Raw genomic sequence first — 22,475 nt, forward strand, 5'->3', positions numbered from 1 at the left:
GGGTAAATCCAGCCCCGCCGGCGTTTGAGGCGCGGGGTCCGGGGCGGCGCCCCGGGAGGCCGGGCCGCGGGGGGCCGCTACACCCCCGCGATGGCCTCCGCCGCAGCCCTGCCGCATACGCGGGCCGCGCCGTGCGTGGCGATGTGCAGCGCCCCCCGCGGCTCGGCGCGTGGCAGGCCCATCTCGACCACGATCGTCTCCGGCCGCGCGGCGACCAGCGCGTCCAGTGCCTCCGTCATCCACGGGTGCCGGTGCGCGTCGCGCACCACCGCGACGACCGTGCGGTTCCCCGCCGCGGCCAGGATGTCGGCGGCAGCCGACCCCTGCGGGTACACGCCCGACTCGGTGCCCGGGATCAGCGCGGCCAGTTCCCCGGCCACTCCCCACGGGGTCTCGTCGCCGACCGCGATGTTCGCCACCGGAGTGAGCGTGGCGACGTACGGGGCGTTGACCGGGGCGGCCGCGGCGGGCGAACCCGTCACGACCACGGCGCGGCGGGCCGCCGCCAGTCCGATGCCGGGCGCGCTGCTCCCCTCCGGCCGCGCGCCCTGTCGGACCTGACGGGTCCACTCGGCCAGCGAGCGGACCCGGGCGGCGGCCTCGGCGAGCCGCTCCTCGGGAAGCGAGCCCTCGCGCACGGCCGCGACCAGCGCATCGCGCAGGCGCAGCACGGTCGCCTCGTCGGCGAGCCCGCCGCCGACGCAGATGGCGTCGGCGCCGGCCGCGATGGCCAGTACCGAGCCGCGCTCGATCCCGTACGTCCCGGCGATGGCGTTCATCTCCATGCCGTCGGTGACGATGAGGCCCTCGTAGCCGAGCTCCTTGCGCAGCAGACCGGTCAGGATCTGCGGGCTGAGGGTGGCCGGGCGGGTCGGGTCCAGGGCGGGCACCAGGATGTGCGCGCTCATGACCGCCTTGGTGCCGGCCTCGATGGCCGCCCGGAACGGTACGAGTTCGCGCGCGGCCAGGGTGTCGAGGTCCACGTCGATGCGCGGCAGCGCGTGGTGCGAGTCGACGTTGGTGTCGCCGTGGCCCGGGAAGTGCTTGGTGCAGGCGGCCACGCCGGCGGCCTGCAGTCCCTCGACGTACGCGGCGGTGTGCCGGGCGGTGAGGTGGGTGTCGGCGCCGAAGGACCGTACGCCGATGACCGGGTTGTCCGGGTTGGAGTTGACGTCGGCGGACGGGGCCCAGTTGAGGTTGACCCCGCAGTCGGCGAGCCGGCGGCCGAGCTCGCGGGCGACGTCGCGGGTCAGGTCCACGTCGTCCACGGCGCCGAGCGCCAGGTTGCCGGGGAAGGACGAGCCGCCCCGGACCTCCAGGCGGGTGACGTCGCCGCCCTCCTCGTCGATGGCGACGAGGACGTCGTCCCGCTCGGCGCGCAGCTGCGCGGTCAGCGCGGCGAGCTGCTCGGACGAGGCGATGTTGCGGCCGAAGAGGCCGACGGCGGTGAGGCCCTCGGAGACCTGGCGCAGCAGCCAGGCGGGGGCGGTGGTGCCCTCGAAGCCGGGCTGGAGCACCGCGAGCGCATCCTGGGTCAACGTGTCTGTGCGGTGCGCAAGGACAGTCATGGGGCCGTTATCCCTTCACGGCGCCGGCGGTCATGCCGCCGACGGCCTTGCGCTGGAGGAAGACGAAGATGAGCAGGACCGGGACCGCGAAGAGCGAGGACGCGGCCATGGTGGCGCCCCAGTCGTTGCCGAAGGCCGTCTGGAACTGGGTCAGCCACAGCGGGAGGGTCTGCGCGGTCTTGTCCTTGTTGAGGATCAGGACCATCGCGAACTCGTTCCAGGCCGTGATGAAGCCGAAGAGCGAGGTGGACATCAGGCCGGGGGCCAGCAGCGGGAAGATCACCTTGCGGAAGGCCTGGCCGCGGGTGCAGCCGTCGATCTGGGCCGCTTCCTCCAGGGTCACCGGGACGGCGGCGATGAAGCCGCGCAGGGTCCAGATGGTGAAGGGGAGGACCATCACGAAGTAGATCGCGGTCAGCACGGCGAGGTTGTTCAGCAGCTCGGCCTCGCGGACGATCATGTACATCGCGATGACCATGACCTCCCAGGGGGCCATCTGGGCGAGCATCACGCCGAGTACGAGGCCCTTGCGGCCCTTGAACTTCATGCGGGCGATGGCGAAGCTCGCGGCGAGGGCGACGACGAGGGCCAGCGCGACGGCTCCGACGGTGACGATGACGCTGTTCGTGACGTAGGTCCAGAACAGGTCGACGCCGGTGGCCTTGGTGAAGTTGTCCAGCGTCGGGGTGAAGAGGAAGACGGGGTCCTTGGAGAGGATCTCGCTGTTCGGCTTGAGCGCCGAGGAGAACATCCAGTAGACGGGGAAGACGAACAGGACGGCCAGGAGCAGGGCGCCGACGTTCTTGGCTACGGCCGCGGGGCGGACCGGCCGGCGGTTGCGCCGCTGCTGGGGCTTGGCCGGCGCGGGCTTCGGGGCGGTGCTGGTGCTCACTGCTCCTCCTCCTGCTTCAGGATCAGACGGAAGTAGAAGGACATGACGATCACGAGCATCACGATCGTCAGGACGGAGATCGCCGCGGCCAGGCCGTAGTGGAACTGGCTCTGGCCCTCGACGTAGGCGTAGACGGGCAGGATCTCGGAGGCCCGGTCGGGCCCGCCCGCCTTCATCGCGTAGACCTGGGTGAAGGCCTTGAAGACCCAGATCACCTCGAGGAACGTGGTGACGAGGAAGAACGACTTGAGGTTCGGGAAGACGACCTTCCAGAAGGTCTGCCAGCCGTTGGCGCCGTCCATCCGGGCCGCTTCGTACAGTTCGCCGCTGACGGTGGTCAGACCGGCGTACATGTTGAGGGCCACGAAGGGGATCGAGCCCCAGACCACCAGGACCGTCACGATCACGAGGGTGGAGAAGCCGGTCTCGAACCAGTTGTGCTGCTCGTATCCGGTGAAGCCGAGGGTGCGCATCAGCCAGTTCATGACGCCGAACTGCTCGTCGAACAGCCACTGGAACACGGTCACGGAGGCGACGATGGGCATGGCCCAGGCCATCACCAGCGCCATGGACAGGACCAGGCGCATCCACTTGCCGAGCCTGTTCAGCAGGATGCCGATGAGGCTGCCGAGGACCATGATCAGCGCGACGTTGGCCGCGGTGAACGCGAAGCTCCGGACCACCACGGTCCAGAACTGCGAGTCGCCGAGCAGCTGGGTGTAGTTGTCCACACCGGCGAACGGCGACTTCCGCTGGATGAACTCGATCTTGTCGACCTTCTGGAACGACAGGATGATGTTCTTGATCAGCGGGTACAGCAGCAGGGTCGCCATGCTGAGCACGGCCGGCCCGATCAGGAGGTAGGGCCACCACCCCGAGGGGAGCGACTTTCTGCCCCCGCGAGGAGACCGGTACGTTCCCTTGGCTCCGGAGGGCGGCGGCGTCTCTGCCGCCCCGGCGGACTTCTGTGGTGCGTCCTGTGGAGCGGAGGTCGCCGCTCCCTGGGAGTGCACGGTCATGTCTGGCTTCCTCGCGGTTGACTGTGGCGACTCGCACCCGCTCGCCCGGCTCGGCTCGGACGGAACGGGCGGCGCTAACGTCTGTCAATGCGCGACCGGGGGCACGGCGGGCGCTCCTCGGCGCCCACCGCACCCCCCGGTGCGTTCCCTGCTGGTACTACGGGTACTTCAGGTGGTGCCGGGTGTTACTTGTTGATGCGCTTCGCGATCTCCGCGTCCGCGTCCGCACCGGCCTTGGCGGCGTCGCCACCGTTCAGGACCTTGGTCATGAACTCCTTGATCGGGTTCGGCTCGGTCTCGACGTTCGCCCAGCCCGGGGTCACCGGGGTGATCTTGCCGTTGAGACCGGCCTTGCCCATCGCCTCGGCGAAGGAGCCCGCCGGCGGGGCGAAGTTCGCGCCGACCTGGTTCGGGAGCAGCGCGCCCTTGGTCTCGGCGGCGTACTTGGTCATCTGGTCCTTGCCTGCGGCGAGGGCCAGCCACTCCTTGGCGAGCTCCTTGTTCTTGGAGCGCTCGGCGATCGCCAGGTTGGAGCCGCCGAGGAAGACGGTGCCGGTCTTGTCGGCCGTCTTGCCCGGGATCGGGAAGTAACCGAAGTCGGCTTCCTTGCCCGCGTCCTTCAGCGCCTTCTCGGCACCGCCGGCCTCCCAGCCGAGACCGATCCAGGACGCGACGCCGCCCTTGGGGACGATGTCGGTGGACTGCTGCGGGGTGGCCTCGTCCTTGTCCTTCGGGGCGGTGGAGAAGGACTGGAGCTTCTTGTAGAAGTCCATCGCGGAGGCGGCCTGGGGGGTGGAGAGCCCGCCCTTCCACTTCGCGCCGTCCTTGGTGGCGAGGTCGCCACCCTCGTCCCAGACGAAGCCCGCGAGGACGTACCAGCTCTGGCCGGGCAGGTAGATCGGCTGCGAGGCCGGGTCGGCCGCCTTCAGCTTCTCCAGGCCGGCGACCCACTCTTCGCGGGTGGTCGGCACGCTCACGCCGGCCTTCGCGTAGGCCTTCTTGTCGTAGATGACGACGCGGTTGGCCGCGTACCACGGAGCGGAGTAGAGCTTGCCGTCGACCTCGGCCGAGGCGAGCATGCTCTTCTGCCAGGCGTCCGCGCCGAGCTTGGCCTTGTCCTTCGTCAGGTCGGCGAGGCCGCCGGTGACCGCGTAACCGGCGGTCTGGGTGTTACCGAGCTCCAGGACGTCCGGAGGGGTGTTCTCGGAGAGGGCCGTGGTGACCTTCTCCTGGATGCCCTTCCACTTCTGCTCTTCGACCTTGACCGTGACACCGGGGTGCTTGGCCGAGAACTCCGCGTTGACCGCGTCGATCCACGCCTTCGGTGCGGAGCCGTCCATCACCCAGACGGTGATCTCCTTGGCGCCACCCGCGTCGGCCTTCGGCTTGTCGTCGCCGTTGCCGCACGCCGCGACTCCGACCATCATGCCCGCGACACTGACCGCCGCGATGAGCTTGCGCTTCACGCCACCCTCCTCAGGGATGCTGCCTGCAACTTCCCTCGCCCGCCGCGGTGACTCAAAAGCGTCAAGTACTGCCCGTGGGGCCGGGATCTGATCCATATTGGTGTAGACCAGTAGCTGGAGCTTGGCCTAGACCTTTGGGGGTGTCAAGGGTCTAATGAGCGGGTGCTCGGTCCGTTATCGGACCGACACCTGGGGGAGGGAGGAGGCCTGTCCTCCCGCCCGTGTCACGATGTGACCGCACATATCGGAGGAGCCGGTGACGGCAACGAAACTGGAGTCGGGAAGGCGGGCGGCGATGGCCACCGAAGGGGCGACCACGGAGCCGGATGGCGGGGCTGCCACCCGCACGGCACGCGTGCCCAAGTACTACCGACTCAAGCGGCACTTGCTCGACATGACCGAGACGCTGCCGCCCGGCACGCCGGTACCGCCGGAGCGCACGCTCGCGGCCGAATTCGACACCTCCCGCACCACGGTGCGACAGGCGCTCCAGGAGCTCGTGGTCGAGGGGCGACTGGAACGGATCCAGGGCAAGGGCACCTTCGTCGCCAAGCCCAAGGTCTCCCAGCCGCTCCAACTCTCCTCGTACACCGAGGACATGAGGGCCCAGGGCCTGGAGCCGACCTCCCAGCTCCTGGACATCGGCTACGTGACGGCCGACGACACCCTCGCCGGTCTGCTCAAGATCGCCACCGGTGGCCGGGTCCTGCGCATCGAGCGGCTGCGCCTGGCCAGCGGGGAGCCGATGGCCATCGAGACCACCCACCTCTCGGCCAAGCGCTTCCCGGCGCTGCGCCGTTCCCTGGTCAAGTACACCTCCCTCTACACCGCCCTCGCCGAGGTGTACGACGTACGGCTGGCCGAGGCCGAGGAGACCATCGAGACCTCGCTGGCCACCCCGCGGGAGGCCGGCCTGCTCGGTACGGACGTCGGCCTGCCGATGCTGATGCTTTCGCGCCACTCGCTGGATGCCGACGGAGAGCCCGTCGAATGGGTGCGTTCCGTTTACCGCGGCGATCGTTACAAGTTCGTCGCCCGACTCCAGCGCCCCGCCCTCTGATCCGTAGTTGACTCTCGTTCCGCTATGCGGACGGGGGCTTACGTCCAGCGGTCGGGCCCCCGTAGATTCCCTGCGCTCACGCAGATGATCAACGAGGGGACGAGAGATCATGCCGGAACCGGAAGCATCGGAAACAGAACGGAACGCGGCGAGTCCGGGCACCACGCCGGGCTCGCCTTCTCCATCGGGGGCCCCTGCGGGCGCCCCGGGCGGTTTCGCGGGCATGTCCCCCAAGTCGGTGGCCCTGTGGGTGCTCGTCGCGCTCGTGGGGGCGATCGGCTGGGGCGTGCTGGCGCTGTCGCGCGGCGAGGAGATCTCCGCCGCCTGGCTGCTCGCCGCCGCGCTGGGCTCGTACGCGATCGGCTACCGCTTCTACGCCCGCTTCATCGCGACCCGCGTGCTGCGGGTGGACAAGACGCGGGCCACCCCCGCCGAACGCCTTGACAACGGTGTCGACTTCCACCCGACCGACCGACGGGTGCTTTTCGGCCACCACTTCGCCGCCGTCGCGGGCGCCGGGCCGCTCGTGGGTCCCGTCCTCGCCTCGCAGATGGGCTACCTGCCCGGCACCATCTGGATCGTCGCGGGCGTGATCTTCGCGGGCGCGGTCCAGGACATGGTCACGCTCTTCTTCTCCACCCGGCGCAACGGCCGCTCGCTCGGCCAGATGGCCCGGGACGAGATCGGCCCGGTCGGCGGAGCCGCCGCGCTGGTCGCCGTCTTCATCATCATGATCATCCTGCTCGCGGTGCTGGCCCTGGTCATCGTCAACGCGCTCGCGCACTCGCCGTGGGGCGTCTTCTCCATCGGCATGACCATCCCGATCGCCCTCTTCATGGGCTTCTACCTGCGCGTCCTGCGCCCGGGCCGGGTCACCGAGGTCTCCGCCGTCGGCGTCGCGCTGCTGCTGCTCGCCATCGTCGCGGGCGGCTGGGTCGCCGAGTCCTCGCTGGCGGACACCTTCACCCTGGAGAAGGAGACGCTGGTCATCTGGATGGTCGTCTACGGCTTCGTGGCGTCCGTCCTGCCGGTGTGGATGCTGCTGGCCCCGCGCGACTACCTCTCCACCTTCATGAAGGTCGGCACCATCGGGCTGCTCGCGGTGGGCGTGGTCGTCGCCATGCCGATGCTGAAGATGCCCGCGGTCACCGACTTCGCCTCGCGCGGCGACGGCCCGGTCTTCGCCGGCTCGATGTTCCCGTTCGTCTTCATCACCATCGCCTGCGGAGCCCTGTCCGGCTTCCACTCGCTGGTCTCCTCGGGCACCACCCCGAAGATGATCCAGAAGGAGACCCAGGTCAAGGTCATCGGCTACGGCGCGATGCTGACCGAGTCCTTCGTCGCCATCATGGCGATCATCGCGGCCTGCATCATCGAGCCCGGCCTGTACTTCGCGGTCAACTCCCCCGCCGGGGTCGTCGGCGCCACCGTCGAGACGGCCTCGCAGGCGGTCGCGAACTTCGGCTTCTCGATCTCCCCGGAGGAACTGACCCGGGCCGCGAAGGACGTGGAGGAGGCCAGCCTGCTGTCCCGCACGGGCGGTGCGCCGACCTTCGCACTCGGAATGTCGGAGATCTTCTCCTCGGTGATCGGCGGCGCCTCCATGAAGGCGTTCTGGTACCACTTCGCGATCATGTTCGAGGCCCTGTTCATCCTGACCACGGTCGACGCGGGCACCCGCGTGGGCCGCTTCATGCTCCAGGACACCCTCGGCAACGTGCACAAGTCCTTCAAGGACGTCAGCTGGAAGCCCGGCGTCTGGTTCGCCAGCGCGGTCGTCGTCGGCGGCTGGGGCTACTTCCTGTGGGTCGGCGTCAAGGACCCGCTGGGCGGCATCAACCAGCTCTTCCCGCTGTTCGGCATCGCGAACCAGCTGCTCGCGGCGGTCGCCCTGGCCGTCTGCACCACCCTGCTGATCAAGTCCGGCCGGCTCAAGTGGGCCTGGGTGACCGGCGTCCCGCTGGCGTGGGACGTGGCCGTCACCCTCACCGCCAGCTACCAGAAGATCTTCTCCGACAACCCGAAGATCGGCTTCTTCGCGCAGCGGGACGTCTACCAGGACGGCATCGACGCGGGCAAGATCCTCAAGCCCGCCAAGACCATGGACGAGATGCACACGGTGGTCACCAACGCCACCGTGGACGGCGTCCTGTCGGTGCTCTTCGCCCTGCTGATCGTCATCGTCCTGCTCGACGCCGCCCGCACCTGCTTCAAGGCCATCCGCAAGCCGGAATCGGTGACGCTGGCCGAGGTCCCGTGGACCGAGTCCAGGATCATCGCCCCGGCCGGGCTGATCGCGACCCCCGAGGAGCGCGCCGAACTCGCCGCCGCCGGCCTGGACTCGGGCGGGGGCCGCGTGAAGGAACCCGTCCAGGAACCCGCGTGACGGGCCTGCGGCACGCGCTCGACCGGGCCCGGTTCTTCGTACGGGAGTTCTCGGGCGAGTCCGCGTACGACCGCTACGTCGCCCACGCCCGTACGCACGACCCGGACGCGGAGGTCCCCAGCCGCCGGGCCTTCGAACGCGCCCGTACGGACGCCCGCGAGGCCGACCCGCGCGAAGGATTCCGCTGCTGCTGAACCCGTAGGGCCCGAAGGGCCGTCACGCCTCCCGCACCCCGGGAAACGTGGCGGCCCTTTTCCCCGCCCTGTCGCACACTCGATGCCATGGACATCCTCATCAGGCCGGCCGTGCCCGCCGAATACGAAGAACTGGGCGAGATCACCGCACGGGCCTACCTCGACGACGGGCTGCTCGACTTCGCCGAGGACGACCCCTACCTGAGCCGGCTGCGCGACGTCGCCGGCCGGGCCGCCGACGCGCAGGTGCTCGTCGCCGAGCACGACGGCACGCTGCTCGGCTGTGTGACCTTCGCCCCTCCCGGCAGCCCCCTGTGCGATATCGCCGGACCCGGCGAGGCGGAGTTCCGGATGCTCGCCGTCTCCCCCGCGGCACGCGGACGCGGCGCCGGCGAGGCGCTCGTACGGGCCTGCATCGCCCGCGCCCGGGACCTGGACGGCGTGAGCCACCTGGTGCTCTCCACCACCGAGAAGATGCTCGGAGCCCACCGCATCTACGACCGGCTGGGCTTCGTCCGGACGCCTGAACGCGACTGGTACCCGGTACCCGGCCTGCCCCTGCTCACCTACCGTGTCGAGCTGTGACGGTGCGCCCACTTCGGTGAACGACACAACATGTGGGGGCTACCGCATACGGTCGCCCCCACATGTATGCTCATGGCTGCTGTCGCCGCAGGGGAATCCGGTGCAATTCCGGAACTGTCCCGCAACGGTATGAAAAGTCCGAGGACCTGCCGACAGTGCGCCCGGGTCGACCGAACCGGGTGCCGACACGTCCGGGCCTCGAGGTTGGGCCGGTGGACGCCGTGCGGTGTACGCGTTCCTGCCACGCCCGCATGCGCCTCCCCGTGCCCGCCCGCCGAAGACCGGGCCGAGCGAGGGAGAGCTCCCGCCGTGACCATCGCGCCTTCCGCACCGCGCGCCGAGTCCGTTTCTGGCGACAACACCGAGGGCCCGGGGGCCACGCTGCTGCGTACCCTCACCGAACTGACGGCGGACCTCCCCGACACCGACCCCGGCCGGGTCGCCGCCGCCGCGCTGCGCGGCCGCAGCGCCGCCGCCGACGAGGCGGAGCTCCGTACGCTCGCCACCGAGGCGGCCGCCGGACTCATCTCCGAGGACCCCGCCTACTCCCGGCTCGCCGCCCGCCTGCTGACGCTGGCCGTCCGCGACGAGGCCGCCGGCCAGGGCGCCACCTCCTTCTCCGGCTCCGTCGAGGTCGGCCACCGCGAGGGCCTGATCGCCGACCGCACCGCCGACTTCGTGCGCCTGCACGCGAACCGGCTCGACGCGCTGGTCGAGCACGCGCTCGCCGAGGGCGCCGACGACCGCTTCGGCTTCTTCGGCCTGCGCACCCTGCACAGCCGCTACCTGCTGCGCCACCCGATCACCCGCCAGGTCATCGAGACCCCGCAGTACTTCATGCTGCGCGTGGCCTGCGGCCTCGCGGAGAACGAGTCGGTCCAGGCCGTCGAGGAAGTGGCCTCGCTGTACCGGCTGATGAGCCGCCTCGACTACTTGCCCTCCTCCCCCACGCTCTTCAACTCCGGCACCCGGCACCCGCAGATGTCCTCCTGCTACCTGCTGGACTCGCCGCTGGACGAGCTCGACTCGATCTACGACCGCTACCACCAGGTCGCGCGCCTCTCCAAGCACGCCGGCGGCATCGGTCTCTCGTACTCCCGCATCCGCGCCCGCGGTTCGCTGATCCGCGGCACCAACGGCCACTCCAACGGCATCGTCCCGTTCCTGAAGACGCTCGACGCCTCCGTCGCCGCCGTGAACCAGGGCGGCCGCCGCAAGGGCGCCGCAGCCGTCTACCTGGAGACCTGGCACGCGGACATCGAGGAGTTCCTGGAGCTCCGCGACAACACCGGTGAGGACCAGCGCCGTACGCACAACCTGAACCTGGCCCACTGGGTGCCGGACGAGTTCATGCGCCGCGTGAACGCCGACGCCGACTGGTCGCTGTTCTCCCCGGCCGACGTCCCCGACCTGGTGGACCTGTGGGGCGACGCGTTCGACGCCGCCTACCGCAAGGCCGAGGCCGACGGGCTCGCCCGCAAGACCATGCCCGCCCGCGACCTGTACGGCCGGATGATGCGCACCCTCGCGCAGACCGGCCAGGGCTGGATGACCTTCAAGGACGCCTCCAACCGCACGGCGAACCAGACCGCCGAGCCGGGCACCGTCGTCCACTCCTCGAACCTCTGCACCGAGATCATCGAGGTCACCAACGACGGCGAGACGGCCGTCTGCAACCTCGGCTCGGTCAACCTCGGCGCCTTCGTCGTCGACGGTGAGATCGACTGGGAGCGGCTGGACGAGACCGTCCGCACCGCCGTGACCTTCCTCGACCGCGTCGTGGACATCAACTTCTACCCGACCGAGCAGGCCGGCCGCTCCAACGCCCGCTGGCGTCCGGTGGGCCTGGGCGCGATGGGCCTCCAGGACGTCTTCTTCCAGCTGAAGCTGCCCTTCGACTCCGCCGAGGCGAAGGCCCTGTCCACGAAGCTGTCCGAGCGCATCATGCTCGCGGCGTACGAGGCCTCCTGCGACCTCGCCGAGCGCGGCGGCCCGCTCCCCGCGTGGGAGCAGACCCGCACCGCCCGCGGCGTCCTGCACCCCGACCACTACGACGTCGAGCTGAACTGGCCCGAGCGCTGGGACGCGCTGCGCGCCCGTGTCGCGAAGACCGGCATGCGCAACTCGCTGCTCCTCGCCATCGCCCCGACGGCGACGATCGCCTCGATCGCGGGCGTGTACGAGTGCATCGAGCCGCAGGTCTCCAACCTGTTCAAGCGCGAGACGCTGAGCGGGGAGTTCCTCCAGGTCAACGGCTACCTGGTGCAGGAGCTCAAGCGGCTCGGCGTCTGGGACGCCCAGACCCGCGAGGCGCTGCGCGAGTCCAGCGGCTCCGTCCAGGGCTTCGGCTGGATCCCGGCGGAGGTGCGCGAGCTGTACCGCACGGCGTGGGAGATCCCGCAGCGCGGTCTGATCGACATGGCGGCGGCCCGTACCCCGTTCCTCGACCAGTCGCAGTCGCTGAACCTGTTCCTGGAGACGCCGACCATCGGGAAGCTGTCCTCGATGTACGCGTACGCCTGGAAGCAGGGTCTGAAGACCACGTACTACCTGCGTTCGCGCCCGGCGACGAAGATCGCTCGCGCCGCCTCCGGCAGCGCCGTCCCCGCGAACGCCGCTCCGCTCCCGCAGGCCGTCGACGCCGACGCGCTGGCCTGCTCCCTCGAAAACCCCGAGTCCTGCGAGGCCTGCCAGTAATGAGCACCACCCAGTCCGCCAAGAACCTCCTGGACCCGGGCTTCGAGCTCACGCTCCGCCCCATGCGCTACCCGGACTTCTACGAGCGCTACCGGGACGCGATCAAGAACACCTGGACCGTCGAGGAGGTCGACCTCCACTCGGACGTCGCCGACCTCGCGAAGCTGACGCCCTCCGAGCAGCACATGATCGGCCGTCTGGTCGCGTTCTTCGCGACGGGCGACTCGATCGTCTCGAACAACCTGGTGCTGACGCTGTACAAGCACATCAACTCCCCGGAGGCGCGCCTGTACCTGTCGCGCCAGCTCTTCGAGGAGGCCGTGCACGTCCAGTTCTACCTGACGCTGCTCGACACCTACCTGCCCGACCCGGACGACCGCGCGGCCGCCTTCGACGCGGTCGAGGAGATCCCGTCGATCCGCGAGAAGGCGCAGTTCTGCTTCCGGTGGATGGACTCGGTCGAGAAGATCGACCGGCTGGAGACGGCCGCCGACCGCCGCCGCTTCCTGCTGAACCTGATCTGCTTCGCGGCGTGCATCGAGGGCCTGTTCTTCTACGGCGCCTTCGCCTACGTGTACTGGTTCCGCTCCCGCGGCCTGCTGCACGGCCTGGCGACGGGCACCAACTGGGTCTTCCGCGACGAGACCTGCCACATGAACTTCGCGTTCGAGGTCGTGGACACGGTCCGCAAGGAGGAGCCCGAGCTCTTCGACGACGCCCTCCAGCAGCAGGTCACCGACATGCTCAAGGAGGCCGTGGAGGCGGAGCTGCAGTTCGGCCGCGACCTGTGCGGTGACGGCCTGCCGGGCATGAACACCGAGTCGATGCGCGAGTACCTGGAGTGCGTCGCGGACCAGCGCCTGGTCCGCCTGGGCTTCCCGCCGATCTACGGCTCGCAGAACCCGTTCACCTTCATGGAGCTCCAGGGCGTCCAGGAACTGACGAACTTCTTCGAGCGCCGCCCGTCGGCCTACCAGGTCGCGGTCGAGGGCACGGTCGACCTGGACGAGGACTTCTAGGTCCGAGACGTTCCGCACCCCTTCACGCGCCCGGCCGGTTCACCGGCCGGGCGCGTGGCGTACGGCGGCGAAGCGGCGGGTGCTGGGGCGGGTGCGCTCGGGGGCGATCCGCTCGGGGCGGGTCCGCGGGGTGCGGGGTGCCTGCTCGGCGGCGCGGATCTGGCGGTCGATGCGGCGCTCGCGCGCGGCTCCGTAGAGGGAGGGGCCCAGCAGGAGGGCGGCGACGGCGAGGACGACGAGGAAGTCGAGGAATGTGTTCATGACTCCACTTTCGCCAGGACGACAGAAACCGGACAGTGGCAGGACTGTCATAAGAGAGCGAATTACTGCCACACTGGTGGCATGCTGAAGCCTTCCTCCCTCAACAACGTGGCCGTGGCCGTCGTGAACGGCGTCACCCCCTTCGAGATGGGCATCTTCTGCGAGGTCTTCGGGATCGACCGCAGCGCGATGGGGCTGCCCACCTACGACTTCGCCGTCTGCGCGATGGAGGAGAACCCGATCACCGTCGGCGACGGCCACTACAGCCTCACCCTCCCCTACGGACCCGACCGACTGGAGGAGGCGGACCTGATCTGCCTGCCCGCCGACCGCCAGGCCCCCACCCGCGACGACTATCCGGAGCCGCTGCTGGAGGCGCTGCGCCGGGCCGTGGACCGCGGCGCGCGCGTGCTGAGCGTGTGCAGCGGCGCCTTCGTGCTGGGCGCGGCCGGCCTGCTCGACGACCGGCACTGCACCACGCACTGGATGCACGCCCCGGCCCTGGCCCGCCGTTTCCCGCGGGCCAAGGTCGACCCGGACGTGCTGTACGTGGACGAGGGCTCGGTGATCACCTCGGCCGGCACCGCCTCCGGGATCGACGCGTGCCTGCACCTGGTGCGCCAGGAGCAGGGGGCCGAGGTGGCCAACACCATCGCCCGGCGGATGGTCGTACCGCCGCACCGGGACGGCGGGCAGGCGCAGTACATCCAGCGCCCGCTGCCCCGCACCGCCTGCGACACGGTGGGCGAGGTGATCGGCTGGATGGGCCGCCACCTGGAGGAGGAGATCACGGTCGAGCAGCTCGCGGAGCGGGCGCACATGTCCCCGCGGACCTTCGCCCGCCGCTTCCTGCAGGAGACGGGGACGACCCCGTACCAGTGGGTGCTGCGCCAGCGGGTCCTGCTGGCCCAGGAACTGCTGGAGACCACGGACGAGACGGTCGACGCCATCGCGGGCCGCTGCGGCTTCGGCACGGCGGCCGCCCTGCGCCACCACTTCCTGCGCACCCTCGGCACCACCCCGAACGCCTTCCGCCGCACCTTCCGCGGCCCGGCGGCGGCCTAGGGGGCGGAGCCGTCGAAGGAGTAGATCTGCAGATCCGGGGTCAGCGCTATGACCACTTCGCCGAGCGTGACGGGCGCGTGCGGGCGCGATGGGAGCGTGCCGTACGGGACCCGGACCTGTGGCGGTTTCCTCTGCCAGAGGATGCCGCCGCTCCTGCGGTCCACCGCGACCACCGCCCCGAGCTCCGTGGCGAAGAGGAGGCGTTCTCCTTGGGCGACCGGAGCGGAGAGATTGGCGGCGAGCGTGGCCGCCGACCAGATCTGCCTGTCCTGGCCGATGTCGTGGGCGAGCACCGTACCGCTCGGTTCCATCAGGTAGGCGACGTCGCCGATGATCCCCAGGAGGACGGCCGCGTTCGCCAGGCGCACGGTCTTGGCCTCACCGCTCGGACGGTGGACGCGTACCAACGTCCTGCTCCCGCCCGCGACCGCATCGGCGAAGAAGAGTACGTCACCGGCGACCGCCGCGAGCCGGGTTCCGTCGGGGACCTTCTGCCGCCATTTGATCTCTCCGCCGAAGACGACCTCGGCCACCTCCAGCTGAACACCCTCGGCGGTCCGGACGACATGCCGCTCGCCACCGGGGACGGAGGCGGTCCCCCAGCCGCTCGGCAGGGTCCAGTCCGGCGAGGGTTTCCCTCCTCCCGCCCAAAGCTGCCAGCTGCTCACGCCCTCGGGGCCCGCGCACAGGGCTCCGCCCCGTACGGCCTCGCACACCACGCCACCGGGTACGGCCACCTTGGCATCGGGCTTTCCGGTGTCGAGCGAGAAGGTGCGCAGAACGGCCCCGGTGTTGGCGCTGTCCTGGACGACCAGGTCGGATTCGGTGGTTCCGAGGAGGCGCACGTTACGCGCGCCCTCCGGCTGCTGCCACAGGAACGCGCCCGTCAGCGGGTCCAGCCGGGCCACCGAGAACCCGCTGCACAGCAGGGCTGCCGACATGTAGGTGCACTGGGCTCGGGGATTGTCCGGGTCCTTGTTCGGCAGCTGCGCCACCCACGGCGCCCACCCGGCGAGCCGGACCGGGGCCGGGGCCGACGAGGACGGGGCCGCGGCCGGGTTCGACGGCCCCGCGGACGGGGAGCCGGAGCCGGTCCAGGGACGCCACACCGCGGCCGCCGCCACCAGTGCGCCGACGGCCGCGAGCGACCCGGCGGTCAGGGCGGCGCGCCGCAGCCGGCGGCGGCGGGAGAGGCCCTCCGCGACGGCCACCCGCACGCGCCGCTCGCGGCGCGAGCCCAGCAGGGACAGCAGCGCGTCGGCATCGGGGCGGTCGGCCGGGTCCTTGGCCAGGCAGGCCGTGACGACCGGGAGCAGTGACTCGGGGAGTCCGGTCAGGTCGGGGTCCTCGTGGACCACCTTCCAGGCGATCGCGTAGGCGCCGTCCGCGTCGAAGGGGCCGTGCCCCGTCGCCGCGTGGACCAGCACCGCCCCCAGCGCGAAGACGTCCGCCGACGGCCCCGCCTCGCGCCCGCCCCGGAACTGCTCGGGAGCCATGAAGGGAGGGGTCCCCAGCAGCTGCCCGCTCTCGGTGAGCGCCGTGGCGTCCGGGACCCGCGAGATGCCGAAGTCGATGACGCGCGGCCCGTCCTCGGCGAGCAGGATGTTGCCCGGCTTGAGGTCCCGGTGGACGAGCCCCGCGCGGTGGATGTCGCGCAGCGCCTCCGCCAGGCCCGACCCGAGCCGCCACGCGGCGTCGGCCGTGAGCGGGCCGGACTCGGAGACCCTCGCGGCGAGGGTGGGGCCGGCTACGTACTGGGTGGCCATCCACGGGACGGGCCCCGTCGTGTCGGCGTCGACCACGGGGGCGGTGAAGGCTCCGCTGACCTGGCGGGCGGCCGCCACTTCACGGGCGAAGCGCTCGCGGAATCCGGGGCGCTGCGCCAGCTCCTCGCGGATCACCTTGATGGCGACCGCGCGGCCCGACGGAGAGTGCGCCAGGTACACCTCGCCCATGCCGCCGGCGCCCAGCGGTCCGGACACCTCGTAGTGGCCGAGCGTGCGTACGGCCTGCTCCCCGTTCCCTGCCCCCATGCGGCACGACGATAACGTCGATCATCGGGCAGGGGATGACGGAGAGTCGCCAAAAAGACGGCCGGATGGCTGGTTCTCACCAGCACCCGGCCGGTTCTCTACGCATGCGACCTACGGCCTGCTAGGCGTTCGGGACCGTCTCGTAGCGGGGGGTGCCCTCTTCCATCTGGCGCAGGGCGTCCTTGCGGTCGCGCTTGGAGAGACGGTCGATGTACAGGTAGCCGTACAGGTGGTCGGTCTCGTGCTGCAGGCAGCGCGCGAAGTAGCCGGTGCCGCGGACCTTGATCGGGTTGCCCTGCGCGTCCTGGCCGGTGACCTCGGCGTAGTCGGGGCGGGCCAGCGAGGCGTAGGCGGTGGGGACCGACAGGCAGCCCTCGTTCGAGTCGTCCAGGACGCGCGCGGCGGCCGGCAGCTCCACGAGCTTCGGGTTGATCACGACGCCCGTGTGGCGGACGCCGTCGTCGTCCGGGCAGTCGTAGACGAAGACCTTGGCGTCCACGCCGATCTGGTTCGCGGCCAGGCCCACGCCCTCGGCGGCCTTCTGGCTGGCGAACATGTCGTCGATCAGCTGGGCCAGCTCGTCGCCGAACTCGGTGACGTCCTTGCATTCCCGGTGCAGGACCGGGTTGCCGACCACCGTGATCGGGCGGGCCGTGCCGCGCTCGCGGTGGGCGAGCTCGCGCGCCTCACAGTCCTCGGTGTCGACGACGTATCCGTCGTTCACGAGCTCGACCTCGACAACGTCGTTCTCCTGCTGCGCCATGTCCGCCGTACGCCTTCCGTAAGTCCCGGTCCGCCGAGCTGTCCGCCGAGCACCAAGTCTTCAATGTGCGAGTCACTGATGTGCCGGTACAGCCTACGGCCCCCCGTCAGCAGACTTCCTCGAGATCCCGCCACTCACGGGTGTCCGGGCTGTCCGCGACCCATCCGTCGAGCAGTCCGCGCACGAGTCCGGCCGGCGCCGCGATGCCGCACTCCCGTTCGGGCACCCACAGGGAGCCGGAGCCCGCCGTGCGGTGGCCCAGCGGGCCGGGGTGGCCCGGTTCGCTGTGGTCGTGCGGGTCCAGGTGCTCGCCGTCGCCCTCGCCGCTCGGCATCGCGCTCTCCGAGCAGGTCCGGCACAGCAGGCGCACCGACGAGGACCAGTCCTCGGCGGCGAAGCCGGCGTCGGAGGCCAGCTGCTCCAGGGCGTTGCGGTCGGCCTCGGTGGCGGCCTCCAGCAGCACCACCCAGGTGGGCACCGGGGAGGGGGCCCACAGCTCGATCTCGTCGAAGACGGGGTAGGAGGGGCCGGCGGCGGTGACGCGCTCCCCGTGCGGGACCCCGTCGTGCAGTACGACCTCGCCCCAGCGCCGCCCCGAGGAGGGCAGCGGGATCGAGAGGACCTCCATGCGGGCCGGGTCCAGCCGGCGGCCCCAGACGACCTCGGCCTCGCCCTCGGGCGACAGGCGGACGGCCGCGCTGCCCAGCTCCATGCCGACCGGCTCGGCGCCGGCGCCCGCGCCGTGCGGGTCCCCGGGCACCTTCAGCCCGTACGCCTGCCAGGCGCGGCGGGCGAGCGGCCAGTCCTGGAGCGCGGTCGCGGCGATCCCCACGTTCCACCAGTCCGGGGCGCCGGTCTCCCGGTCGAGCAGGGCCACGGCGCGCAGTCCGGCGGCCCGTGCCTGCTCCCAGTCGTGGCGGAACTTGTGGAGCAGCGCCAGGTTGAACCAGGACTCGGAGAGCCAGGGCTCCAGGTCCGCGGCCCTGGTCAGGAGCGCGCCCGCGTCCTCGTACCGACCGTCGCCGATCAGCGTGAACGCGCGGTCGGTGGCCTGCCGCCACGAGGCGGAGGGCCTGTGCCGTACCTTCCCGAAGATCCTCACGATTCCCGCCTGCCGGTCCGACGATCCAACGGTGCAGCCTTGCGGACTCCGGACACTCTTCCTGGTGACATTCTTGCCCGGGACACTCTTACTGGCATCCAACCATGCCCACTCGGACGGCCGCTCATTACCCATGGGTTACCCAGGCGGGACGGGTACGACTCTGGCACGTCCGCCCCGGGCGAGCACCCTGGCCAAAGACTCCACCACCTCTGGCTGATAGTCGTGCCCGGTGCCCAGCCGGAGCCGCTCCAGGGCCTCCAGTGAGCCGCCCGGGTGACGGGCCCCGCCCACCAGGTCGTCGTACGCGTTGACCGTGCGCACGATGCGGGCGGCGACGGGCTGGTCCCGGTACGGGTCCGCCTGAAGCTCCACGACCACCGCGACCTCGGCCGGGACCCCCGTCTGGCGGGCCACCTCCCCGCCCAGCCCGGCGATCCGGCGGGCTTCGGCGGCGGGCAGCTCGGCGGTGGCCCCCTCCGGGACCGGGTCGACGAGCGAGAGCTGCCCGATGTCGTGCATGAGCGCGGCGTACTCCAGCACCGTGATCTCGCGCTCCGAGAGGCCCAGATCCCGGCCCACGGCGCAGCTGAGGGCGGCGACGCGGCGGGAGTGGCCGGGCCGGGTGTAGCCGGCGATCTCGGTGGCGCGGGCCAGCGAGGTGATGGTCTGGCGGTAGGTGGTGCGGATGGCGGTGATCCGGTGGAAGGACATCTGGGTCAGCAGCAGCGGCACGCTGAAGACGGGTACGGCCCACAGACCCGCGACGGCGACCCCGAGGGCCATGACCACGCCCGTGGCGCAGATCGCGGAGCCGATGCCGAGCTGGGCGCGCATCTCGTCGCGGAGCAGCGGGGCGAAGGGCCAGCCGGTGCGGGCCCAGGCCAGCACGGTGGCGAGCACGGCGTCGCACAGGGCCGTCAGCCCGAGCAGGAAGAGCAGGAAGAGCACGAGGTACGGGCCCTGGCCGACCCAGTCCTCCAGCCGCCCGGAGTTGTAGAGCGGCTGGAAGCAGACGGCGGCGAAGGTGACGGTGAGGACCCGGCGGGCCAGGTGGTCGAGGGCGGGGCCGCGGCCCCGGGCGATGTGCGGGACGATCCCGGCGAGCGCGGCCGCGACGACGACGGCGACGATCTGCAGGACCCCGTGGTGGGTGGGCTGCCCGGCGTTCTGCCCGAGCAGGGCGTACGCGAGCGCTCCGGCGGAGCCGAGCGGCGCGGGCTGGCGGCGGGAGGCGTCGCCGCGGTCCCGGCGGGCGAACTCGCCGGTGGCGATCAGGGTGCCGAAGACGAGGGCGATCCCCGGATCGACGAGCCCGTTCCACAGGGTGTGCCCGAGCGCGGCCACCGTCAGCAGTCCGGCGGCTCCGCGTACGCATCCGGCGGCCCAGGCCCTCACGTACCGGCTCCCGTCGCGCCGGCGCCCGTGCCCGCTGCCGTGCCGGCTCCCGCCGGGCCCGCGCCCGCGCCGTCCGCGTCGCGGCCGGCCTGTGGTGCGGCCCCGGTCTCCGGGGGCCTGCCGGCCTGTGCGGGGAGCCCCGCGAGCACCGGCGTGCCCTGGTCCCCGCCGTTCCCCGCCGCCCGGTCCGGCGCGCGGTCGCCCGGCGCGAGGTCGGCCGGCGCGCGGTCGGCCGGCGCCCGTTCGCCCGGCCCGAGGGCGCCCATCGCGCGTTCGCCCGGCGCACCGTCCCCGGCCGGGATGCCCTCCTCGGCCCAGGCCCCCGAGGGGATCACCTGGAGGTCCTCCTCCGAGGTCACCTTCGGGTGCCAGCCCTGCCGGTCGATCGCCTCGACCAGCGCCCGCACCATCTCGGGGTCGAACTGCGCCCCCGCGCACCGTTCCAGCTCGGCCAGGGCCACCTCGACCGGCCGGGCCCGGCTGTAGGAGCGGGTGGAGGTCATCGCGTCGAAGGCGTCGGCCACCGCCACCACCCGGGCCAGTACGGGGATCTGTTCCCCGGTCAGCCCGTAGGGGTAGCCGGAGCCGTCCACCCGCTCGTGGTGGTGCAGGATCGCCGCCCGGGCCTCGCCCAGGAAGCCGATGCCGCGCACCATCTCGTGCCCGTACTCGGGGTGCAGTTCGATGATCCGGCGTTCCTCGGGGGTCAGCGGTCCGTCCTTGCGCAGCAGTCGGGTGGGGACGCCGAGTTTGCCCACGTCGTGCAGGATGCCGGCGATGCGGACGACCTCCAGGCGGTCCTCGCCCATGCCCAGCTCGCGGGCGATCATCGCCGAGGCCTGGCCGACCCGCTCGCTGTGGCCGCGGGTGTAGCGGTCCTTGATGTCGACGGCCTGGACCAGTGCCCGGATGGTGGCCTGGTGGGCGGCGCGCTCGCGGTGGTACTGGGCGAAGACCCAGCAGGAGATGTACATCGGCAGCAGGACGAGCAGTGCGGCCGGAAGTCCGTACGGGCTGCGCCACATGACGGCCATCATCAGCCCGGCGAGGCCGTGCACGCAGTGCGGGGCGAGGGACCGGGTCAGCAGTCCGCGCCAGGCCGTGGCGGCGGGCCGGCGTTCGGCGGCGGCCAGGATGCCGCCGTCGAGGGCGGTGAGCACCAGGCAGAAGGCGACGGCCGCGGCCGCCGCGGGGAGCATCACGTAGGGGAAGTCGGCGACCCAGCCCGCGGGGCCGTAGCGACCTTCCGCGCCCGGTGGCCCGGTGCCGCCGTAGGGGCCGGCGCCCAGTGCCTGCGGGCCGCCCAGCAGCCCGTACACCTGTCCGGCGGTCCACGCGGCTATCGCCTGCTGCGCGGCGTGCCAGGTGCGGCGCACCCCGGCGGGCCGCTGCACCACCGTCCCGGCGAACGCTCCGGGCAGCGCGACGAGCGCGGCGGCGGCGGGCGGCAGCAGGAAGACGGAAGCGAGCACCACGGGGAAGAAGGATCCGAGCCCCTCGGGCACTCGACGGCCCATGAGCGGGCAGACCTTGACGAGTTCGCAGCCGAGGTAGAGCACGGAGAGCAGGCCGACGGTGGGCCACGCGGTGGCGGGATCGACGAGGGCCGGGGCGGAGCAGGCGCAAGCGGCGAGGACGGCGCACAGGATGTAGGCGCGCGCCGCCGACGGAAGTACCCGCATGGCGCTCTCCTCCCCCTGTGCCGTGCAAGCCAGGTACCGAATCAAACCAGTACCGAATGGGGAGAATAAATGGGGCCGGGAGCGAGGTGGGCCACATTTTCGCATTGCGCCATGCGGGCGCCCCCGGATTACCACCTTCGAGTGAAGGAAGTGCCCTTCCGGGGGCGGCTGTTCGAGATCGTTCAATCGGGTACTACTTGATCGGCGAACTCGGTCGGACTTCGCCGAACTCGGCCGAATTCAGCCCTTCGCCGATCCCGGCAGCGGTTCGGCGACGGCCGGCGCGGCGGCGGTGATGTCGTGGTCCGGCACGGCCTGCCCCGAACGGATCAGTTCGATCCGTCCCATCACCTTCGACCGCAGGTCGGTCGGTACGTCGTCCGATCCGCAGCAGCGCTTGACCAGCTTCTTCACGGCCTGTTCCAGGCCGTACTTCTCAAGACAGGGATTGCACTCGCCGAAGTGCGCTTCGAACTTCGTGCAGTCGCTGTCGGGCATCTCCTGGTCCAGGAACTCGTATAGGTGGTCCAGGACCTCGGAGCACTCCGTCTCGTGCGCATCTCCGCAGCTCATGAGCCCGAGCCTTTCAGGTCGTTCGACTCTCCCGCGCCGGCCGGGACGAGCCCGCGCTCACGGGCATAGTCCTCCAGCATTCCGCGGAGTTGACGGCGGCCACGGTGCAGTCGCGACATGACCGTACCGATGGGTGTACCCATGATGTCCGCGATCTCCTTGTACGCAAAGCCCTCTACGTCGGCAAGATAGACCGCGATGCGGAACTCCTCCGGAATGGCCTGCAGGGCTTCCTTCACGTCCGAATCGGGCAGGTGGTCGAGCGCCTGCGACTCGGCGGAACGCAGCCCCGTCGACATGTGCGACTCGGCGCGCGCCAGCTGCCAGTCCTCGATCTCCTCCGCCGCACTGCGCTGCGGCTCGCGCTGCTTCTTGCGGTAGGAGTTGATGAAGGTGTTGGTCAGAATGCGGTACAGCCACGCCTTGAGGTTGGTGCCCTCGCGGAACTGGTGGAACGACGCGTACGCCTTCGCGTAGGTCTCCTGGACCAGGTCCTCGGCGTCGGCCGGGTTGCGCGTCATGCGCAGGGCGGCCGAGTACATCTGGTCGAGGTAGCCGAGGGCGTCCCTCTCGAAGCGCGCGTTGCGCTCCGGGGTCGTCTCCTCCGCGTGGCCTTCGTCGGTCCCAGCGACAGGACCCACCTCCTCCGACTGCGTGGCGACTCCGAAAGCGGACCCGCTCGAATCGGAGAATAGTCGACCATCCCGGTCGC

The 22,475-nt window shown here is 71.0% G+C and carries 18 protein-coding genes, 1 pseudogene and 1 riboswitch; of the genes and pseudogenes, 7 read left to right on the forward strand and 12 right to left on the reverse strand.

Features of this window, described 5'->3' with window-relative positions:
• Positions 1–77: 77 nt before the first annotated feature.
• The 4 genes from ACWGDE_RS13350 to ACWGDE_RS13365 form a co-directional block, all read right to left on the reverse strand.
• Complete coding sequence (locus ACWGDE_RS13350; protein WP_453389098.1) at positions 78–1,568, reverse strand: glycoside hydrolase family 3 protein; 1,491 nt, start codon at positions 1,566–1,568, stop codon at positions 78–80.
• Positions 1,569–1,575: 7 nt separating this feature from the next.
• Positions 1,576–2,460 carry a carbohydrate ABC transporter permease gene (locus ACWGDE_RS13355; protein ID WP_453389099.1) on the reverse strand — a complete coding sequence of 295 codons (885 nt, stop codon included), beginning with the start codon at positions 2,458–2,460 and terminating at the stop codon, positions 1,576–1,578.
• Entirely contained in the window at positions 2,457–3,479 is a 1,023-nt protein-coding gene (locus tag ACWGDE_RS13360) for a carbohydrate ABC transporter permease (RefSeq protein ID WP_453389100.1), read from the reverse strand. Before ACWGDE_RS13360 ends, ACWGDE_RS13355 begins: the two co-directional genes overlap by 4 nt.
• A gap of 185 nt (positions 3,480–3,664) precedes the next feature.
• The gene (locus tag ACWGDE_RS13365; RefSeq protein WP_453389101.1) at positions 3,665–4,945 is read right to left on the reverse strand and encodes an extracellular solute-binding protein; all 1,281 of its coding nucleotides are present in this window, start codon (positions 4,943–4,945) and stop codon (positions 3,665–3,667) included.
• Between the two features lie 295 nt (positions 4,946–5,240).
• On the opposite strand from ACWGDE_RS13365, the gene ACWGDE_RS13370 reads away from it, so the two are divergent.
• The 6 genes from ACWGDE_RS13370 (at position 5,241) to ACWGDE_RS13395 (ending at position 12,886) form a co-directional block, all read left to right on the forward strand.
• A complete protein-coding gene (locus ACWGDE_RS13370) occupies positions 5,241–6,005 on the forward strand; it encodes a GntR family transcriptional regulator (protein ID WP_214949462.1) in 765 nt (254 codons plus the stop codon).
• Positions 6,006–6,228: 223 nt separating this feature from the next.
• Positions 6,229–8,391: a carbon starvation CstA family protein gene (locus ACWGDE_RS13375; protein WP_453389102.1), complete on the forward strand. Its 2,163-nt coding sequence runs from the start codon at positions 6,229–6,231 to the stop codon at positions 8,389–8,391.
• Positions 8,388–8,585: a CstA-like transporter-associated (seleno)protein gene (locus ACWGDE_RS13380; RefSeq protein ID WP_453389103.1), complete on the forward strand. Its 198-nt coding sequence runs from the start codon at positions 8,388–8,390 to the stop codon at positions 8,583–8,585. The genes ACWGDE_RS13375 and ACWGDE_RS13380 overlap by 4 nt, the downstream gene beginning before the upstream one ends.
• Before the next feature lie 87 nt (positions 8,586–8,672).
• Complete coding sequence (locus ACWGDE_RS13385; protein WP_453389104.1) at positions 8,673–9,170, forward strand: GNAT family N-acetyltransferase; 498 nt, start codon at positions 8,673–8,675, stop codon at positions 9,168–9,170.
• A gap of 79 nt (positions 9,171–9,249) precedes the next feature.
• A riboswitch (adenosylcobalamin-variant (AdoCbl-variant) riboswitch) is annotated at positions 9,250–9,326 on the forward strand.
• A gap of 153 nt (positions 9,327–9,479) precedes the next feature.
• Positions 9,480–11,867, forward strand: a complete 2,388-nt coding sequence (locus ACWGDE_RS13390; RefSeq protein WP_453389105.1) for a ribonucleoside-diphosphate reductase subunit alpha — start codon at positions 9,480–9,482, stop codon at positions 11,865–11,867.
• The gene (locus ACWGDE_RS13395; RefSeq protein ID WP_453389106.1) at positions 11,867–12,886 is read left to right on the forward strand and encodes a ribonucleotide-diphosphate reductase subunit beta; all 1,020 of its coding nucleotides are present in this window, start codon (positions 11,867–11,869) and stop codon (positions 12,884–12,886) included. Before ACWGDE_RS13390 ends, ACWGDE_RS13395 begins: the two co-directional genes overlap by 1 nt.
• A gap of 39 nt (positions 12,887–12,925) precedes the next feature.
• Here the strand turns inward: ACWGDE_RS13395 and ACWGDE_RS13400 are convergent, their stop codons facing one another.
• Positions 12,926–13,147, reverse strand: coding sequence for a hypothetical protein (locus ACWGDE_RS13400; protein ID WP_453389107.1), 222 nt, complete (start codon positions 13,145–13,147; stop codon positions 12,926–12,928).
• A gap of 81 nt (positions 13,148–13,228) precedes the next feature.
• Here ACWGDE_RS13400 and ACWGDE_RS13405 point away from each other — a divergent pair, with 81 nt between their 5' ends.
• Complete coding sequence (locus ACWGDE_RS13405) at positions 13,229–14,212, forward strand: helix-turn-helix domain-containing protein (RefSeq protein WP_453389108.1); 984 nt, start codon at positions 13,229–13,231, stop codon at positions 14,210–14,212.
• Here the strand turns inward: ACWGDE_RS13405 and ACWGDE_RS13410 are convergent.
• The 7 genes and pseudogenes from ACWGDE_RS13410 to ACWGDE_RS13440 all read right to left on the reverse strand — a co-directional run bounded on the left by ACWGDE_RS13410 (position 14,209) and on the right by ACWGDE_RS13440 (position 22,404).
• Positions 14,209–16,245 (reverse strand): protein kinase domain-containing protein, encoded by a 2,037-nt coding sequence (locus ACWGDE_RS13410; RefSeq protein ID WP_453389109.1) that lies wholly within the window; start codon positions 16,243–16,245, stop codon positions 14,209–14,211. The genes ACWGDE_RS13405 and ACWGDE_RS13410 overlap by 4 nt on opposite strands.
• A gap of 121 nt (positions 16,246–16,366) precedes the next feature.
• Positions 16,367–17,008 (reverse strand): peptide deformylase, encoded by a 642-nt coding sequence (def, locus tag ACWGDE_RS13415; RefSeq protein ID WP_453389110.1) that lies wholly within the window; start codon positions 17,006–17,008, stop codon positions 16,367–16,369.
• 106 nt (positions 17,009–17,114) lie between these two features.
• A complete protein-coding gene (locus ACWGDE_RS13420) occupies positions 17,115–18,110 on the reverse strand; it encodes a tetratricopeptide repeat protein (RefSeq protein WP_453389111.1) in 996 nt (331 codons plus the stop codon).
• A gap of 138 nt (positions 18,111–18,248) precedes the next feature.
• On the reverse strand, positions 18,249–19,508 hold the full coding sequence (locus tag ACWGDE_RS13425) for an HD-GYP domain-containing protein (RefSeq protein ID WP_453389112.1): 1,260 nt from the start codon (positions 19,506–19,508) through the stop codon (positions 18,249–18,251).
• A 296-nt stretch (positions 19,509–19,804) separates the two neighbouring features.
• A pseudogene (locus tag ACWGDE_RS13430) lies at positions 19,805–21,190 on the reverse strand (HD-GYP domain-containing protein); the annotation flags it as partial.
• A 240-nt stretch (positions 21,191–21,430) separates the two neighbouring features.
• Positions 21,431–21,763, reverse strand: a complete 333-nt coding sequence (gene rsrA / locus ACWGDE_RS13435; protein ID WP_453389113.1) for a mycothiol system anti-sigma-R factor — start codon at positions 21,761–21,763, stop codon at positions 21,431–21,433.
• Positions 21,760–22,404, reverse strand: coding sequence for a sigma-70 family RNA polymerase sigma factor (locus tag ACWGDE_RS13440; RefSeq protein WP_008741505.1), 645 nt, complete (start codon positions 22,402–22,404; stop codon positions 21,760–21,762). The genes rsrA and ACWGDE_RS13440 overlap by 4 nt, the downstream gene beginning before the upstream one ends.
• Positions 22,405–22,475: the final 71 nt, after the last annotated feature.

The sequence above is a fragment of the Streptomyces sp. NPDC054956 genome, assembly GCF_053609185.1.

Coding starts and splice junctions, on each gene's coding strand:
- ACWGDE_RS13400 (WP_453389107.1), bottom strand. CDS start 13,147: ATGAACACATTCCTCGACTTCCTCGTCGTCCTCGCCGTCGCCGCCCTC.
- ACWGDE_RS13360 (WP_453389100.1), bottom strand. CDS start 3,479: ATGACCGTGCACTCCCAGGGAGCGGCGACCTCCGCTCCACAGGACGCA.
- ACWGDE_RS13375 (WP_453389102.1), top strand. CDS start 6,229: ATGTCCCCCAAGTCGGTGGCCCTGTGGGTGCTCGTCGCGCTCGTGGGG.
- ACWGDE_RS13370 (WP_214949462.1), top strand. CDS start 5,241: ATGGCCACCGAAGGGGCGACCACGGAGCCGGATGGCGGGGCTGCCACC.
- rsrA (WP_453389113.1), bottom strand. CDS start 21,763: ATGAGCTGCGGAGATGCGCACGAGACGGAGTGCTCCGAGGTCCTGGAC.
- def (WP_453389110.1), bottom strand. CDS start 17,008: ATGGCGCAGCAGGAGAACGACGTTGTCGAGGTCGAGCTCGTGAACGAC.
- ACWGDE_RS13385 (WP_453389104.1), top strand. CDS start 8,673: ATGGACATCCTCATCAGGCCGGCCGTGCCCGCCGAATACGAAGAACTG.
- ACWGDE_RS13395 (WP_453389106.1), top strand. CDS start 11,867: ATGAGCACCACCCAGTCCGCCAAGAACCTCCTGGACCCGGGCTTCGAG.
- ACWGDE_RS13405 (WP_453389108.1), top strand. CDS start 13,229: ATGCTGAAGCCTTCCTCCCTCAACAACGTGGCCGTGGCCGTCGTGAAC.
- ACWGDE_RS13410 (WP_453389109.1), bottom strand. CDS start 16,245: ATGGGGGCAGGGAACGGGGAGCAGGCCGTACGCACGCTCGGCCACTAC.
- ACWGDE_RS13350 (WP_453389098.1), bottom strand. CDS start 1,568: ATGACTGTCCTTGCGCACCGCACAGACACGTTGACCCAGGATGCGCTC.